Below are 16,645 nucleotides of genomic sequence, written 5' to 3'. Positions count from 1 at the left end.
CATAACCTGTTCTTAAAATTAGGCTAATAATTGGCAAAGGCACATAAGGAAACCCCACTTAACAAGCAATACAACGAGATTAAGGCTAAGTACCCGGGAGCATTGCTGCTTTTCAGGGTGGGTGATTTCTACGAGACATTTGGAGAAGACGCAATCAGGGCTTCCAAAATTTTAGGCATAGTCCTCACCCGTCGGAACAATGGCGGTGCGCATGAGGAGCTGGCCGGTTTTCCACATCATTCTCTTGATAACTATCTTCCCAAACTGGTCCGGGCTGGTGAACGTGTGGCGATTTGCGACCAATTAGAAGATCCTGCCACAGCAAAAGGCATTGTCAAACGTGGAGTGACCGAGCTGGTGACGCCCGGCGTTTCGTACAATGATAATGTGCTGGATATCCGTAAAAACAATTACCTGGCAGCAGTTCATGTTGGCCCGGACGATTTATACGGGATTGCTTTCCTGGATATTTCGACGGGTGAATTCATGACTTCGCAGGGTAATGCTGCGTATGTAGATAAAATGCTGCAGGGATTCGGTCCTGCGGAAGTTTTATTTTGCAAAAAACACAGACAGGAATTCAATCAGCTTTTTGGCGGGAAGTACCATACTTACCAGCTGGAAGACTGGTGTTTTGGATATGACTATGGTTATGAGCGGCTTACCACTCATTTTCAAACCACTACATTAAAAGGGTACGGAATAGAGGCACTGCCGATGGGTATCATCGCTGCCGGCGTGATCCTACACTATCTGCACGAAACAGAACATAAGGAAATTGCGCATATCGGTCGTATTACACGTCTGGAAGAAGAAAAATACGTTTGGCTGGACCGATTTACTGTAAGAAATCTGGAACTGGTGTATCCGCAGCAGGAAGGTGGCGTGCCGTTGATACAGATTCTGGATCAAACAGTCACACCAATGGGCGCGAGGCTTTTGCGCAAATGGATGGTACTGCCCCTCAAAGAAAAGCTGCCGATTGAAGAACGCCTCAATACCGTGGAGCATTTCCTGAAAAATGAGGATCTGCACGATTCGGTTATTCAGTATTTGAAGCAAATCGGAGATCTGGAACGCCTTATTTCCAAAGTTGCTGTGAGACGGATCAATCCTCGTGAACTGGTACAGCTTAAAAAATCTTTGAAACAAATAGATCCCATCCAGGATCTGTTATCAAAGCTTTTGGAGGAAGAAGAAACGAAATCCGGAAAGAAAGAGTCCGCCAAAAAAGGCTTGAACCCGGCGCTCGCTATCCTGAAAAAATATGCAGACCAGCTTAATCCATGTGATTTTCTGGTTGAAAAAATAGAAACTGAACTCCGTGAAGACGCTCCTGTACTCTCTAACCAGGGACGTATGATCAAGAGCGGTGTGAATGCAGAACTCGATGAGCTGCATGCGATTTCTTATGAAGGAAAAGATTTTCTTTTGAAACTTCAAAACAGGGAAATCGAGCGTACCGGTATCGGTTCATTGAAAATTGCCTATAATAAAGTCTTCGGGTACTACCTGGAAGTAACGCATGCACATCAAAATAAAGTGCCGACTGACTGGATCAGAAAGCAGACACTGGTGAACGCCGAGCGCTACATTACGCCTGAGCTTAAAGAATACGAGGAGAAAATATTGAATGCGGAAGACAAGATTTCTACGATCGAATTCCGGATTTTTAGCGAAATCATGATGACTGCCGCGGAATATGTCGGCACAATTCAGCAAAATGCGCTGGTCATTTCAACATTGGACGCACTGAGTTCATTTGCTACCACGGCGCGAAAAAATAAATACATTAAACCGGTCATTACCGAAGGCAAAGAGCTTGATATCAAGGATGGGCGACATCCGGTGATCGAGCAGCAGCTGCCGCTAGGCGAGAGCTACGTGCCCAATGACCTTTACCTGGACGATGCAACCCAGCAGATCATTATCATCACAGGGCCTAACATGGCAGGTAAGTCTGCATTGCTGAGGCAAACTGCGCTGATCGTACTGATGGCGCAAATGGGCTGCTATGTTCCTGCGAAATCGGCTTCTATTGGCCTTGTTGATAAAATATTTACAAGGGTAGGGGCCAGCGACAACCTCAGCCGTGGAGAAAGTACGTTCATGGTAGAAATGACTGAAACCGCCAGCATTTTGAACAACCTGAGCGACCGCAGCCTGGTACTCATGGACGAAATCGGGCGTGGTACGAGTACCTATGACGGTGTATCCATTGCCTGGGCCATTGCCGAGTACCTGCACAGCCAGCCGGGCCACAAACCAAAAACGCTTTTTGCAACCCATTATCACGAACTGAACCAGCTGGCAGACGATTTTCCAAGAATCAAAAATTTCAATGTGGCTGTCAAGGAAGTGGATAACAGGGTCATTTTCCTGCGAAAACTAAAACCGGGAGGCAGTGCGCACAGTTTCGGTATTCATGTGGCGCAAATCGCCGGAATGCCCCAACCCATCGTGTTGCGGGCCAGCGAGATCATGCAGCATCTGGAAAAAGACCATGTTGCCCATGAGCACAAGAAGCGCGTGAAAGAAATTCCCAAGAACAACTTCCAGCTCAGTATTTTCGAGCCTGCCGATCCTCGTATGGAAGAGCTGAAAGAGAAACTTACGCTGGTGGACGTGAACACGCTTTCGCCGATAGAAGCTTTGTTGAAATTGAATGAGTTTCAGAAAATTGTGAAGAACTAATCCTATGAATATCCAACTAAATTTTAAATCCAATCTCCTATAACCTTTTATGAAAAATTCGACGCGTTTTCAGTTGATGGCTATGATGTTCCTCCTCTATTTTGTGTGGGGATCATGGTATGGGCAAATGAGTAAATACATGTTCACCGAGCTCGGTGCCACCGGTACGCAGGTAGGAAACGCTTATGCAGCATTCTCGATTGCAATGATCATTGCGCCATTCTTTGTGGGTATGATCGCCGATCGTTACTTCGCAGCACAGAAAGTTCTGGGTGTGCTTAGCCTGGCGGGAGCGGTCATATTGTACGTTTTGTCCGGGGTTAAGGATGCGGATACATTCTTCTGGGTGATCCTGCTTTACTGTATCACATTCGCGCCGACAATGTCTCTTACCACATCCATCGCCATGCAGCAGGTGACGGATTCCGAAAAGGATTTTCCTGCTATCCGGGTAATGGGTACGGTGGCCTGGATCGTGGTGACGAACATCATTGGTTATTATGGCTTCGGAGATAATGTGATGATCTTTAAGATCTCCATGTTTTCTGCTGCATTCCTGGGTGTTTATTCTTTCTTCTTGCCTAATACGCCTCCGAAACCTAGCTCTAACACCACTTTTGCGGACATTCTTGGTCTGGATGCGTTCAAATTGTTTAAGGACAGGTCATTCGCAATTTTCTTTATTTCATCTCTGCTGATCTGCATTCCTTTGTCATTCTACTATGCGATGGCGAACCCTTCTCTGACCGATTCGGGCATGACCAATGTGGAAAACAAGATGTCGCTTGGTCAGGCATCCGAAGTGGTATTTATGCTTCTTATTCCCTTTGCTTTCAGTCGTTTTGGTGTGAAATGGATGCTGGTAGTGGGTCTTATTGCATGGATCGTACGTTTTATCGGCTTCGGTTACGGCGACGCTTCCAGCGAATGGTTGCTGTATCTTGCAATTGTTCTGCATGGCGTTTGCTATGATTTCTTCTTTGTTACAGGCCAGATTTATACCGATAGCAAGGCTGGCGAGAAGTACAGATCTTCTGCACAGGGGCTTATTTCAATTGCCACTTATGGTATCGGAATGGGTATAGGATCGTGGTTGGCCGGTGTGGTGGCTGATATTTATACTGTTGACAATGTGAAAAACTGGACGAGCATCTGGATGGTCCCTGCGGGAATCGCAGCGGTCGTACTGGTTCTTTTTGTATTATTTTTCAAAGACAATAAAATCAAGGCGACTGCATGAAGTCATTCCTGACCATTGCTTGCTGATTCAGGAAATAAAAAAAATGCCTGCAAGTATTCGCTTGCAGGCATTTCCTATTTTAATATAAATCGTCGTCATCGTCATCGGCGCGGCGGCTGTAATTTTTGGAGCCACCTCCACCTTTCTTATAGTCCCCTCCTCCTTTTCCGAAACGATCGTCAGATCTTGGTTTTCCACCGCGATCGCCACCATGTCCACGGTCACCTCCGCTGCTTTTGTAACGGTCGCCACCGCCTCCACCACTATATCCACCGCCACCCCCGCCGCTGTAACCTCCGCCACCGCTATATCCGCCACCTCCGCTGTAACCACTTCCTGAGCTGCCACCGGTTGATCCGGCGCCGCTTGGTCTGTCGCTACTTCCGCTGTCGGAAGGTCTTGGTCTGCTAAATCCTCCTTCTTTTTTGAAGTCGCCTCTCGGGGCTGCGCCAGCTTCCTTCTTCTGAGACTCATTCACCACCAACGGTCTTCCATACATTTCTGCTCCGTTCAATTGACTAATGGCCAGTTTTGCCTCATCTTCATCAGGCATCTCTACAAACCCGAAACCTTTGCTTTGACGTGTAATCTTGTCAATGATAATTTTCGCGGAGCTCACTGTGCCGAATTTTTCGAAAGCTTCACGCAGTTCGCTTTCCTTTAACTTAAAAGAAAGACTCCCAACAAAAATGTCCATGGAAACGCCTGTGTTTAATTGATTTTTAGGTTATAAAGATATTTATTTTAGCTGATAAGCTACAACACTGTTCTTCATGAAAGTAGGCACATAGACGATTTTTTTAACCGAATCATAGCCTATATCCGCAGAGTTTGTCTTATCGGCGCTGGTATCCAGCAGTTTTTCCGTTGTTCCGTCCGCTTTGATATAGTAAACGTGCCCAGCCCAGCAAGAAACAATGTACTCGCCTGGTTTTACCTGTTCTATGCCGTCGGTACTTTTATCCATACCCTCAGCAAGAACGGTAACTTCCTTGGTTGCACTCAATTTTTTCAATGTTCCACTGTCCGCGATCAGCAGATCCGATCCTACTGCCAGCAATCCGTTCGGGCGGGTGAGGTCTTCAAAATAAGTAGAAACTTTACCGTCCTTAATCAAATGTACCTTTTTCGTGTCTGAATCAGAAACATAAATATTGCCTTTGGAATCAATAGTAAGGTCATTTAAGAATTTTGAGCCTTCCACTTCATGTTTTTTCAGGATTTTACCTGATTTTATGTCAATTTCTACCACGTCGGTAACGTCGGCCACGTATAGTTTCGAACCCATGATCCCCATCCCTTTCGGAGCGTTGAGGCCGGTCACCCAATCGTTGGCAATAACCTTACCGTCCAATGCTACCTTTGCAATGCCGCCTTTTCCGTCTTTTTCGCCTGGTTTTCCGTCAATCAGGGCCACATAAAGCACTTTATTTGGAGCGCTGTACAATACAGATTCGGGAATTGGCAACGAAGCCTCCGTAGACCAGGACTGGGTTAATGTATGCTGCGCCTGAACAGTTGCCAGGCTAAAAGTTGATAATAACGTTGAAAATAAAATGTGCTTGATTTTCATAAAGGTCGAGTTTGGAACAGATCAGATACAGGATATTTCCCGATCATTAAATCAAAGCTAAATAAAAATGCCCAAACTGATTAAGCCGGGCATTTTTTAATTTTTTTTACTATTTTAATCCGGTTTCATATCAAATTTTTTTCATTCACTATTTGATGTAATTACCGGCTTCTGATCACTTCTTTTTCTTCGATTTTTTCTTGGTAGTAACCACCGGCGCTTCCACAGTTTTCGTCAGATCATTGATCCGGATGTTCCTGAATTTCAGTTCCGATCCGTGTCCCAAAAATCCAAGGTGTCCGGTTGTGCGGCTCAGTCCGGGATGTTCCTTATGGTCCACTGTGCCGTTTTTGCTTGCTTCTGCCAGGTCACCATCCAGGATTACCGTTCCGTTCAGCGTAACTTTTATTTTGGATCCCTGAACGCGTACCTCTTCATAATTCCATTCACCAAGGGGTTTCAAAAATCCTCTCTTGGCAGGAATAATGCCGTAAGCCGAGCCGTGGTACTGGTATTCGTGCAGGTCTTTGTAGATATCCGCGTCATTGTCCAGGATCTGGATTTCGGTTCCTACATAAGCAGCATCTCCTTCCATCGGCGTTCTGATCCCTAATCCATTGTTGGCGCCAGGCGTAAGCTGGAATTCAAAACGGAAATCGAAATCACTGAACTCATCTTTGGTGTAAAGGTTGCCTTTTCCACCTTTTTTAGGGTCAACTACCAGCTCACCGTTTTCGATGAAATAGTCAGTTTTGTTTCCTACCCATTCAAACATATTGGTACCGTCGAAAAGAAGTTTGAAACCCTCTTTCTTTTCAGCTTCGGGTAATGTGAACTCAGGACGAGGGATTTCACGAACGTAAATGTCCCGGTAATTGATCTGGTTGCCATGGGCCTGTAACTCGATCTGCTCCTTTGCGAAAATCGGCAGGTTACGGTCCCAGTAGTTTTCCAGAACCACATTGTCCACCACATTTTCACCATTCAAATCCACCGAAACACGGTCGCCGATCATGGTAATGTGGAAAGTATTCCAGTCACCAATTGCGTTGTCGGCCAGTTTGCTAGGTTTACTTGGGTTTTTCTGATTGTTGTAAAGGCCTCCCGAGCCTACCTGCGCACCGACGCTCACACGCGACGTATCCCAGATCTGTACCTGCGGTGTACCGCGCAGATAAATTCCGGCGTCACCATCTTTCAGGATTTTCCAATCTACATACATTTCAAAATCTCCGTACTGCTTCACGGTCGCCAGGTTGTCGCCGTGGCCAGAGAATACCAGTTCTCCGTCTTTCGCGTACCAGTCTTTGTTAGCAGCTTCGTCTGCTTTTTTCTGTTTTGCAGCCAAAGTATCGGGGCTCATTTTGCTGCGGGCTATCGGGTTTTCAACTAAACCTTTCCAGCCAGACAGGTCTTTTCCATTGAACAAAGGAACAAAGCCTTCGCCCGTTGGTAGTTCCGACAAATGTTTGCGGATTGATTCTTTTTGGTAGTCGCTGTCCTGACCTTTCAAAACCGTGGCAGTTTTGGTAAGCAACTCACGGATTTCAGCACTGTACAGGTTCTTGTTGGCCAATGCAATGGTCATCACAGCTTGTGCGGCTGCCTGTTGAGTACCTGCATTGTCAAGATATTTGCCTGCAAAAAGCAATGCATTGAATGTTCTGTATTTAGGAAGTTCTTTCAGGATCAGTTCTTTCTGGGCATCGGTTTTGGCAAGGGCCATTGCGTCGCGCAGCATAATGACCTTGATAGCTGCTGGCTTCGCAGACTTAGCGGTAGCAGCAACATATCCCGACAATGCTGCATTGAAATCATCAGCATCGCCTGTTTTCTTCGCAATCGCCAGCAATTCATTGGCCGCGCTGGCGTCCGCCCAGGAAGACAATGACTGAATCGCTGACTTTTTAATACCCGCGTCGCCGCTTCCGTACGACGATACCACGGAAGCTAATGCTTTTTTACCACCGATACTGGCCAGTACTGCCAGATAATTCGCTTGTTTATCGGCTGGGGAAGCCTGCATTTGTTTCAGGATCAGGTCGCTTTGCGCTGTCATGTCGCCGGAGCCTTTCACTCCTGCACTGATCGCCCTTTGAACCGCAGTAATTTCCTCAGCGCTTCCACCGGCATTCAGTAATGTAAACAGCTGAGGCAGGTCATTGCTCGTGGCAAGCGATTTCAATGCATCATATGCCGACTTTTTCACCTCAGGATTTGTACTTTTCAAAAGCGCAGATACCACCGATAGTTTAGAACTAGCAGCTCTTGCCGCCAGCACATCTATAACAGCTGGCTGAGCAGTAGCTGGCAAACCTGGCAATGCTGTCGCAAGCTGATCCACGAGTTTGTCGCTTTTGATAGTCAACAAGCTGCTTTTAACAGTCGCAATGTCCTCGGCAGTTCCTGTTTTCAAAACCGATAGCAAACCTGCAACACTAGCTTCCTGGCCAATTTTACCAGCAGCCCAGATAGCCGCCTTCTTTACTTTCGGATCTTTTGCATTCAATGATTTCAGAACAACCGGCAATGCATCTTTCGATTCAGCGCGGCCCAGCATTGTAATGATCTCGGCCTGTACTTCCGGCTTTGCCTTTTTCAATGCATTCAGCCAGGGCGTGGTACCATCGGCCATCAGGTATTTCTGGCCCAGTTTCAAAGCCGCCGCCCGGTATTGAGCATCCGTACTTTGCAATGCACTCACTAGTACCGGAACGGATTCACGCTTTTTAATGTCAGAGTAAACTTTCAATGCAGACGAGCGGGTAGCGCTTTGCTTGGCGTCCGGTGTATTTTTGATCAATGCCAATGCTGCCTTTTCTGCTGCGGGAGCACTTCCATTTTCTGCAAGTCGTGCGAGATATTTAATGTAAACCGCGGTAGCATCAGCTTCATCGTAGCTGTAAGCTACTTTTTGAGCTGCGGCTGCTAGAATAGGCTCAGAAGAAGGAACCCCGATTTCGGAAAGAGCGTACAAGCTTACTTTACGCAAATTCAGGTCAGCGCTGGTTGCCGTTTTTTCAATGGTGGCTGCTGCTTCTTTGTAACGGCTTCCTCCCAATGCTTCCGTAATGGCGATCTGGCTGGTGCCCGAAGCTCCGCTCAATGCTTGTAACAACGCTGCTCCGGCAGCTTGTGAACCTATTCGTGCCAAAGCCCTTGAAGCTGGCCCTGCCAGTCTTTCGTCCGTCAGATAGGATTTCAAAACATTGACAGACTCGTCTTTACCAACAGTTTGAATCTGATAAATAAGGAAATTTTTGCTGTCCGGGTCATTTACTTTTGATAGTGCCTCTCCATAAGCCTCGGCCGCTTCCTGACGCAATGATTCTTTGCCTGCCTGGGACGCATAGTAGGTAAAACCGCCTAATGCATACTGGATTTTGGTGTTGTCTCCTTTACCAAGCGGCGTCAGCATGGAAGCGATCTGCACCAGGCCTGGCTTTCCGAGCTGGGCAAGCTCTTCCATGTTCTTTTTTAATGCGGCTTCATTCTGCGAAGGGAATTTTGACAATAGTCCCGTCACCTTTGCGGTCAGCGAGTTGTCTGTCTGGGCCGTTACCTGCATTACGATCAGGCAGAGGGCCAGTATGGTATATAATTTTCTTTTCATTTGGGTTGTAGCTAGTAGCACACAGCTTTTAGCGGTTAGCTTTTTTGGGTTCGGTTTAATGAATAGGATGTTCTCTACATCGTCCAGGGACCACGCATGGGCTGGTTGATCAGACGGTTCGCGCCTTCATCGTCAATGAACTCCTGTTTTTCAGGGTCAAATTTCAATGAACGTCCCAGTCGCAACGCAGCAAGTCCCATGTTGACGATCGTGCAGGAGCGGTGACCGTTTTCTTCATTAAGGGCAAACTTTTTGCGGTTTTTAACAGCATCCACAAAGTCAGTTACCTGTGGCTCCGGGTCTGGGAAAGCAGCCAGTTTCTTTTCAAGATCAGGAATGTCGGATTTGAAATTCTGATAAAGCTTTCCTTTTGGTCCCTCAATGTATGCTACCTTTTCATCTTTGGCTTCGCCGTCGAGTACGATCTGGCAACCGTCCGCATAGGTGTAGGTAATGCGTCTCCACGTGCCTACGGCTTCGGTATGCTGCTGTGGAGCGTCAATTTCAACACTAACGGGACTGGTATCGTCTTTACCAAGGAAATATTGAATAGGGTCAATGTAATGCTGGCCCATATCGCCAAGCCCGCCGCCATCGTAATCCCAATATCCGCGGAAAGTCTGGTGAACACGGTGCTCGCTGTATGGCTTGTAGGGAGCAGGGCCGAGCCACATTTCGTAGTCCAGTTCTGCGGGAACGGGCTGGGGAGTATTATTGGTTTTGCCAACCCAATAAAATTTCCAGTCGAAACCGGTATGCTTGCTCACCGTCACTTTCAAAGGCCAGCCAAGCAGGCCGCTCTGAACCAATTTTTTAATGGGTTTTACGGTCGTTTTCATTCCGTAAAAATTATCTTCAAACCTGAACCAGGTATTGAGACGGAATATTCTGCCATGCTGCTGCACGGCTTCTACCAAACGCTTGCCTTCTCCAATGGTACGGGTCATTGGTTTTTCACACCAAACATCCTTTCCAGCGCGGGCAGCATCTGCGGCAATAATCCCGTGCCAGTGCGGGGGAGTCGCCACGTGGACGATATCCACCTCGGGAAGCTGGATCAGTTCACGGTAATCCGAAAAGGTCTTTACACCCTTGTCCACCATGCCTGCGGCAATGTCCAAATGCTTTTTGTCCACGTCACAAAGCGCTACAACTTTGGTACCTGCATAAGGAATGTGTCCGCGGCCCATGGAGCCGGTTCCTACGATAGCCTTGGTCAACTGGTCGCTGGGAGCGATATAGCCTTTACCGAGGACATGACGCGGTACAATTGAAAATGTGGCCAGCGTTGCCAGTGAGCCCTTGATGAACTTTCTCCTGGACGCAGAGGTGCCTTTCTTTTCTTTCATTGGTTAAGGATATTTAGGAAAATTGTTATTGAATATAAATACGAGATTTTAGAAAGCTATTGGCAGTCGGCTGTCGGCCATCGAATTGACGATGTAAACTAAATTATGGTCAAGAATACCCCTTGATTGCCGACTGCCGATAGCCGACTGCGATTTGATATACCATTCTACGTTGATCAGGCTTCGTAAGCAGTTGTGAAATTATGACAATATTTAGAATGTAGCAAAACAAGCCGTGTGTTCGTGAACATTAATTGAAAATTACCAAATAATGCCTATCATTTCCTCTCACATTCCTATAAAATCAATGGTTGATCAAAGCGGGATATTGCCATGCTTTTTGCGCGGCAGAACGTCTACCTTGTTTTCGAGCATTTCAAAAGCCCTGATCAGTTTTTCACGGGTTTGCTCCGGATAAATCACCTCGTCGATATAGCCGCGATGTGCCGCGCGATAAGGATTGGTAAATTTTTCGGTATAGTCTTCAATTTTCTCCTGAAGCTTTTCTTTCGGGTTTTCAGCCTGCGCAATTTCCCTTTTAAAAATGATTTCGGCAGCGCCGCTGGCACCCATCACAGCGATTTCTGCACTAGGCCAGGCAAAATTCATATCGGCGCCAATGTGCTTGGAGTTCATCACATCGTACGCGCCACCGTAAGCTTTGCGGGTAATGACGGTAATGCGCGGAACCGTCGCTTCGCAAAATGCATAGAGCAACTTCGCTCCATTGGTAATGATCGCGTTCCACTCCTGATCGGTACCGGGCAGGAAACCGGGTACATCTTCCAATACCAGCAACGGAATGTTGAAGCAATCACAAAAACGCACAAATCTGGCTGCTTTCTGGCTGGCATGAATGTCGAGGACACCAGCCAGGACCGCGGGCTGATTGGCAACGATACCAATGCTCCGGCCTGCAATGCGCGCAAAACCGACGACGATATTATCTGCAAAATGCTCATGTACTTCAAAGAAACTATCTGTATCAGTTAATTCTGAAATCACGTCGCGCATATCATACGGCTGATTGGCGCTGTCGGGGATAATGGTATTTAATGCTGGCCGCAGCTCGTTTCCAATGGTATATGGATATCTTGGCGCATCGTTTTCGCAGTTTTGCGGGACGTAGCTCAGTAATTTTTTGATGGCCAAAAGGCATTCTACCTCGTTAGGCGAAACAAAATGGGTGACGCCGGATTTGGTAGCATGTGTCATCGCCCCGCCGAGTTCTTCGGAAGTCACTTCCTCATGCGTCACGGTTTTGACCACATTAGGCCCTGTCACGAACATATAGCTCGTGTTTTCAACCATTAATATAAAATCAGTAATAGCAGGGGAGTAAACCGCTCCTCCCGCGCACGGCCCCATTACCGCCGATATCTGCGGAATGACACCGCTGGCCAATGTGTTTTTATAAAAGATATCAGCGTACCCAGCGAGTGAAAGTACGCCCTCTTGAATCCGGGCACCGCCCGAATCATTCAAACCGATCAATGGGGCACCGTTTTTCATGGCGAGGTCCATAATCTTGCATATTTTTTCGGCGTGAGTTTCAGAAAGTGAGCCACCGAAAACGGTGAAGTCCTGTGCGAAAATGTATATCAGGCGGCCATTCATCTTGCCATAACCGGTTACCACGCCATCGCCGAGGTAATGTTCCTTATCGAGTCCGAAGTCTTTGCTCCGGTGCATGACAAACTTGCCAATTTCTTCAAATGAACCTTCGTCGAGCAATACGGCTATGCGTTCGCGGGCGGTTAATTTTCCTTTGTCATGCTGTGCCTGTATTCTTTTTTCACCACCGCCTAAATCGGCTTCTGCGTTTTTTTGATCTAAAAGTTCTTTTTTTGAAGTCGCGGCAGATACTGATTCCATGTAATACGGACGATATGGTTACATTTGTTTTTGTACAGATTATAAATATAGCGTCATTTTACTGATTCGGGAAATTATTGCATTCTTATGAGGCCGATTGGAATGTGTGTTTATTTGTGGGCAGCGCTTCTGTTTGGATGTCAGGGGTTTGTACTGGCGCAGGCTACCGGCGGGAGAAGCAAACTGGATTTTCTACAACTGCCGACACAGGCAAAAAGCACCGCGATAGGAGCCAATCACCTTACCTTACCCGGTAATGATCCTGCATTATTTCTTCAAAACCCAGCGTTGCTGGACTCTTCCAAAATCAATAACGTATCGGTGAATATGATGCCTTATCTGGCTGATACCAGGTTTGTTAACGCGGCATATGCACATGGTCTCAAAAAATCAACGGGCGTGTGGGCCGTGGGTTTGCAGTATCTCAATTACGGCACAATGGTGGAAACCGACGACATTGGAAATGTGATCGGGGAGTTCAGGGCGGCTGATTATGGTTTGTCGGCGGGTTACGGACATACGATCGGCGATTTCACTTTGGGCGGTACATTGAAGTTGGCCGGAGCATCTGTGGAGGCCTACAATATTTGGGGGCTGGCTTTGGACTGGGGCGGGGTTTTCAAGCATCCGAAAAAGGATTTTACAGCTGGCTTTGTAGTTAAAAATCTGGGGTTTTTGAAGCAAAATTACAATGGCGCCAATGACCCGGTGCTGCCTTTGGACGTGCGGTTAGGGCTGACATTCAAACCGGAATATATGCCTATCCGTGTCTCCGTGACGGTACATCATCTCAACCAATTTGATATGGTTTACAATGATCCCAACCTGTTTTTTAAATATGATATCAATGGAAAAAGGATCCCCCGAAAAATTGGTGTTGCCGAAAAGCTGGGCCGGCATCTTTCGTTGGGAGCTGAGGCATTGATACATCCAAATTTTCGGATCCTGCTCGGGTACGATCATTTGCGGAGACAGGAATTAAGGCTTACGAACAGAGGAGCATTGGCCGGATTTTCGTTCGGGGCATGGCTGAGGATTAAAAGGTTTGAAGTAGGCTACGGTCGGGCGCAGTATGTTCCGGGTTTTGGAAGCAGTTCGCTATCTGTTGTGATGAATTTGAAGAATGGGTTTGTGAAAGAGCCTGTGAGTAAAATTCAGAAGTAGATAGTCACCTACTTGGTTATGTTGATGTACTTTTCCAGCGCTTTTACGTAGTTTTCAAATGCAGCAATGCCTTTTTCGGCAATCTTGCACATGGTTTGGGGATAGTTTTCTTTGAAGCTTTTTTGAACATCAATGTATCCGGCATCTTTCAGTTTCGAGATCTGTACACTGAGATTACCAGCCGTTGCCCCCGTTTTTTCTTTGATATAAGTAAATTCAGCCTCCCGAACATTCATCAGTAAGGATATAATCGCCAATCGCAGTTGCTGGTGAAGCAATGGATCAAGTTCTTCAAACATTTTGTCTTTTAAAATTCGCCCTCAATAGATAGCCGGGCACAATATAGCTGCAAATAACCGCTAGTCCCAATAAAAGCAGCTGCTGCGGGAAAGGAGCAAAGAATGCGACCAGGGCAACAGGCCAGTTGAGCGCGCCGCCGATGATAAGCGGACGAAAACGCAATGCACCGCCGGAAGCAAAGGTGCCAATCCCGTAAAACAATATCAAAACCGGGTACACTTTGTCCATTCCGACCTTTGGCATCACCAGAAGCATAACCATAATCGAAATCAGGAACCCGCCCCAGAGGTAGGACATAAACTCATCGACGTAAGTTCTAACCCGCCTTTTTTTTGACCTGCTACTGAAATATATTCCTGCAATGACACCAGCCACGGGCATGCTCATCCAGGTAATGAACGGATATTTGAAATCGGTGAAAGTCATCAGTATGTAATGTCCGAGACTGGCGAAAAGGACCAGCCAGCCCCACAACAGATATAGGTACCCATCTTCGTTAATGCCCTTTTTGGTGGCAGTTATCATTTGGTGAATGACCAGAAAACTTTCTTTTTCTGTCATGGGGCGTTCGGTTTCCATCGTTTTCGAGAGTAGGGATTACTGGGTTATATTGTTTTGTCCAATGTCATTTCAAAGTTCTTGTACCATTTGTTACCGTCCGGGCTGAACTCACCGACCTCGTGCCATTGCCCCTTTTCGTTGATCCGGATGTTGTATTTCACCTTCGCTCCATTGCCGATATCAAAGCCCCATTCAATCCATTTCTCACCTTTTGGAATAAAATAGGCGTCCACACTCAGGCCAGTCTCCCGGTATGCACGGAAGTTATACTTTTCCGTCTGTTTATTATATGAAATAATCCCCAAAGCGTGAAAAAGTACCTTGCCGTTTTCGGAGCCGATACCTTCCACGTGCAGTACGTTTTTGTTGAGCATGAGCTGAACATCTTCCTTTTGAGTCAATGTTTTCGAATTGTTTGGCCCCAACGAAATCCAGGCGGGGCCGGTCCATTTACCTTCCAGAAAGGCCAATTTTTCAATGGCTGGATTTGAGGTTTCCTGAGCATTAGCCGGAGAGACACTGCCAAGCAAGATGCAGATCAGTAATAAGTTTTTCATTTGTAAAGAGAGTTGATTTGAATAATAATTTTTCAAATGTAAACTAGTTTATAATATAAACCAAATTCATGTAAAATATCCGACAGGCATTTTACAGACATCATATTCGGATTATCTTTTGTTCACAATTGCTTAATGATGAGGTAAAATGGGTGAAAGACGGCAGGGTTAGCTTTGTAACCTTTCAAAACTATCTCACCATGAACAAACATTATTCTATCATTCAAAAGACAGCCGCGGCCGTGTTGATTTGCGGTTCGATGACTTTTACCAGCTGCATTAAAGACCATGAGCCGCCTGTAACTTCTGCGAAATTAATCAACAGATCGGTTAACCCTTCATTGATCAGGACATTACCTGGCTTTGAAGACCTGAAAATCACTACGTTGATTAGCTCGGACGACAAATTGCAGGACTCTCCGGATTTCATTTACGGTGCCCAGCCTGACGGTGGTGCATTCGTGAAAAACCCGAATGGAGAGGGTTATGTGATGATCAACAACCATGAAATTCTCTTTTCGGTATCAAGGGTTTATTTGGATAAAGAATTGAAACCCATTAAAGGAGAGTACATTGTGGACGCGGAGGGCGGGCAATGGCGCTTGTGCTCGGCTACGTTGGCCACACCTCAGGAGCACGGTTTCGGGCCTGTTTTCCTGACAGCCGGTGAAAGTAACTCGGAGTCAATGACACATGCTATCGATCCATTTGCTCCTGCTGACAAAAAGAACAAAACCAGAACCGTCAGCGCATTTGGTAAATGGAATGCTGAAAATGCGGTCCCGCTTCCGAAGGATGCTTTCCCTGGTAAAACTGTGATTATCATCGGTGAAGATGATACCAATGGTCAGCTTGTAGCTTACGTTTCGGACGTGGTAGGCGACCTGAACAATGGTAAATTGTACGCGCTCCGCCGGACAAATCAGGAAAGTGTGGAAACTGATATGGTGAAAGGCCAGGTTTATGATGTTGAATTTGTTCCTTTTGATGATGTAAAAACGAGTACCGGTACGCAATTGCAGGCGCAGACCGTGGATAAGAAAATGATCCAGTTTGCACGCGTTGAGGATATCGATTATAAAAAAGGAGGCAATGGTGCAGGTCGTGACATTTACTTTACAGCAACAGGTGTGAGCCAGGCTGATAAAGTGACTCCGGTAGCCGGCAAAAATATGTGGGGACGTGTGTACAACCTGAAATTTGATGCTGCTAATCCATTGATCGGTAAGTTGCAGATTATCATGGACGGTGAAGACAAGCCAGGTAGCTTTATAGTGAACCCGGACAACATTTGTGTGACTGAAAACTATGTTTACGTACAGGAAGACGGTGATTCGTTCTATAAAAACAATGATCACGACGGAACAATATGGCAGTACAGCATTGCCACAAAAGAAAGTAAAGCAATGCTTCAAATGCACCACCGTCGCGACGACGCGCTGTTCAATGCGAAGTACAACTCGGTGGGTAACAACTCGCTGAGCACATGGGAGTACGGCGCGATGATCGATATTTCGGACGTAGTAGGCATTCCGGAAACATTTATGATCAACCTGCATCCGCATACCTGGCAGGACGATAAATATAAAGGAGCCGACGGAAGTGGCATTTCTACCAACAAGGAAGGTGGCCAGACGGTCATTGTTCAAGGGATCAAAAAGTAACAAATTACTGCTACACCACATTGGAAGGCCTTTTCCGGAGGGCCTTCCTTGTTTT

At 46.5% G+C, this 16,645-nt stretch carries 12 protein-coding genes; 4 read left to right on the top strand and 8 right to left on the bottom strand.

The features are described 5' to 3' along the window. Nucleotides 1-30 precede the first annotated feature (30 nt). Both mutS and ON006_RS20030 read left to right on the top strand, forming a co-directional pair. Nucleotides 31-2,694 carry a DNA mismatch repair protein MutS gene (gene mutS / locus ON006_RS20035; RefSeq protein WP_244821153.1) on the top strand — a complete coding sequence of 888 codons (2,664 nt, stop codon included), beginning with the start codon at nt 31-33 and terminating at the stop codon, nt 2,692-2,694. A 49-nt stretch (nt 2,695-2,743) separates the two neighbouring features. Beyond that, a complete protein-coding gene (locus ON006_RS20030; protein ID WP_244821152.1) occupies nt 2,744-3,934 on the top strand; it encodes a nucleoside permease in 1,191 nt (396 codons plus the stop codon). Between the two features lie 79 nt (nt 3,935-4,013). Here the strand turns inward: ON006_RS20030 and rbp are convergent, their stop codons facing one another. The 5 genes from rbp to ON006_RS20005 all read right to left on the bottom strand — a co-directional run bounded on the left by rbp (nt 4,014) and on the right by ON006_RS20005 (nt 12,344). Further along, nucleotides 4,014-4,631 (bottom strand): RNA-binding regulator, encoded by a 618-nt coding sequence (gene rbp / locus ON006_RS20025; RefSeq protein ID WP_244821151.1) that lies wholly within the window; start codon nt 4,629-4,631, stop codon nt 4,014-4,016. Nucleotides 4,632-4,673: 42 nt separating this feature from the next. Further along, nucleotides 4,674-5,507, bottom strand: a complete 834-nt coding sequence (locus ON006_RS20020) for an SMP-30/gluconolactonase/LRE family protein (protein WP_244821150.1) — start codon at nt 5,505-5,507, stop codon at nt 4,674-4,676. Nucleotides 5,508-5,682: 175 nt separating this feature from the next. Next, entirely contained in the window at nt 5,683-9,120 is a 3,438-nt protein-coding gene (locus ON006_RS20015) for a 3-keto-alpha-glucoside-1,2-lyase-like domain-containing protein (protein WP_244821149.1), read from the bottom strand. A 74-nt stretch (nt 9,121-9,194) separates the two neighbouring features. Then, a complete protein-coding gene (locus tag ON006_RS20010; protein ID WP_244821148.1) occupies nt 9,195-10,469 on the bottom strand; it encodes a Gfo/Idh/MocA family oxidoreductase in 1,275 nt (424 codons plus the stop codon). Between the two features lie 315 nt (nt 10,470-10,784). Continuing rightward, nucleotides 10,785-12,344, bottom strand: coding sequence for an acyl-CoA carboxylase subunit beta (locus ON006_RS20005; RefSeq protein ID WP_244821147.1), 1,560 nt, complete (start codon nt 12,342-12,344; stop codon nt 10,785-10,787). 87 nt (nt 12,345-12,431) lie between these two features. On the opposite strand from ON006_RS20005, the gene porQ reads away from it, so the two are divergent. Continuing rightward, nucleotides 12,432-13,508 carry a type IX secretion system protein PorQ gene (gene porQ, locus ON006_RS20000; RefSeq protein WP_244821146.1) on the top strand — a complete coding sequence of 359 codons (1,077 nt, stop codon included), beginning with the start codon at nt 12,432-12,434 and terminating at the stop codon, nt 13,506-13,508. Nucleotides 13,509-13,516: 8 nt separating this feature from the next. Here the strand turns inward: porQ and ON006_RS19995 are convergent, their stop codons facing one another. From ON006_RS19995 to ON006_RS19985, 3 genes are read right to left on the bottom strand one after another with little or no spacing between them, the layout of a single operon-like run. After that, entirely contained in the window at nt 13,517-13,807 is a 291-nt protein-coding gene (locus ON006_RS19995) for a winged helix-turn-helix domain-containing protein (protein ID WP_244821145.1), read from the bottom strand. After that, entirely contained in the window at nt 13,800-14,387 is a 588-nt protein-coding gene (locus ON006_RS19990) for a hypothetical protein (RefSeq protein ID WP_244821144.1), read from the bottom strand. Before ON006_RS19990 ends, ON006_RS19995 begins: the two co-directional genes overlap by 8 nt. A gap of 26 nt (nt 14,388-14,413) precedes the next feature. Continuing rightward, on the bottom strand, nt 14,414-14,926 hold the full coding sequence (locus tag ON006_RS19985; protein WP_244821143.1) for a hypothetical protein: 513 nt from the start codon (nt 14,924-14,926) through the stop codon (nt 14,414-14,416). Between the two features lie 200 nt (nt 14,927-15,126). Between ON006_RS19985 and ON006_RS19980 the strand changes: the two genes are divergently transcribed. Next, nucleotides 15,127-16,590, top strand: a complete 1,464-nt coding sequence (locus tag ON006_RS19980) for a PhoX family protein (RefSeq protein ID WP_244821142.1) — start codon at nt 15,127-15,129, stop codon at nt 16,588-16,590. The last annotated feature ends 55 nt before the right edge of the window (nt 16,591-16,645 follow it).

The sequence above is a fragment of the Dyadobacter pollutisoli genome (assembly GCF_026625565.1).
GTDB classification, from domain to species: domain Bacteria; phylum Bacteroidota; class Bacteroidia; order Cytophagales; family Spirosomataceae; genus Dyadobacter; species Dyadobacter pollutisoli.
This window is presented reverse-complemented; position numbering and strand designations above follow the sequence as displayed.

Bases quoted from the DNA above. Each gene is read 5' to 3' on its own strand.
- ON006_RS20030 (WP_244821152.1), top strand. From the start codon at position 2,744: ATGAAAAATTCGACGCGTTTTCAGTTGATGGCTATGATGTTCCTCCTC.
- ON006_RS20005 (WP_244821147.1), bottom strand. From the start codon at position 12,344: ATGGAATCAGTATCTGCCGCGACTTCAAAAAAAGAACTTTTAGATCAA.
- ON006_RS20010 (WP_244821148.1), bottom strand. From the start codon at position 10,469: ATGAAAGAAAAGAAAGGCACCTCTGCGTCCAGGAGAAAGTTCATCAAG.
- rbp (WP_244821151.1), bottom strand. From the start codon at position 4,631: ATGGACATTTTTGTTGGGAGTCTTTCTTTTAAGTTAAAGGAAAGCGAA.
- ON006_RS19980 (WP_244821142.1), top strand. From the start codon at position 15,127: ATGAACAAACATTATTCTATCATTCAAAAGACAGCCGCGGCCGTGTTG.
- porQ (WP_244821146.1), top strand. From the start codon at position 12,432: ATGAGGCCGATTGGAATGTGTGTTTATTTGTGGGCAGCGCTTCTGTTT.
- ON006_RS20020 (WP_244821150.1), bottom strand. From the start codon at position 5,507: ATGAAAATCAAGCACATTTTATTTTCAACGTTATTATCAACTTTTAGC.
- ON006_RS19990 (WP_244821144.1), bottom strand. From the start codon at position 14,387: ATGGAAACCGAACGCCCCATGACAGAAAAAGAAAGTTTTCTGGTCATT.
- ON006_RS20015 (WP_244821149.1), bottom strand. From the start codon at position 9,120: ATGAAAAGAAAATTATATACCATACTGGCCCTCTGCCTGATCGTAATG.
- ON006_RS19995 (WP_244821145.1), bottom strand. From the start codon at position 13,807: ATGTTTGAAGAACTTGATCCATTGCTTCACCAGCAACTGCGATTGGCG.
- ON006_RS19985 (WP_244821143.1), bottom strand. From the start codon at position 14,926: ATGAAAAACTTATTACTGATCTGCATCTTGCTTGGCAGTGTCTCTCCG.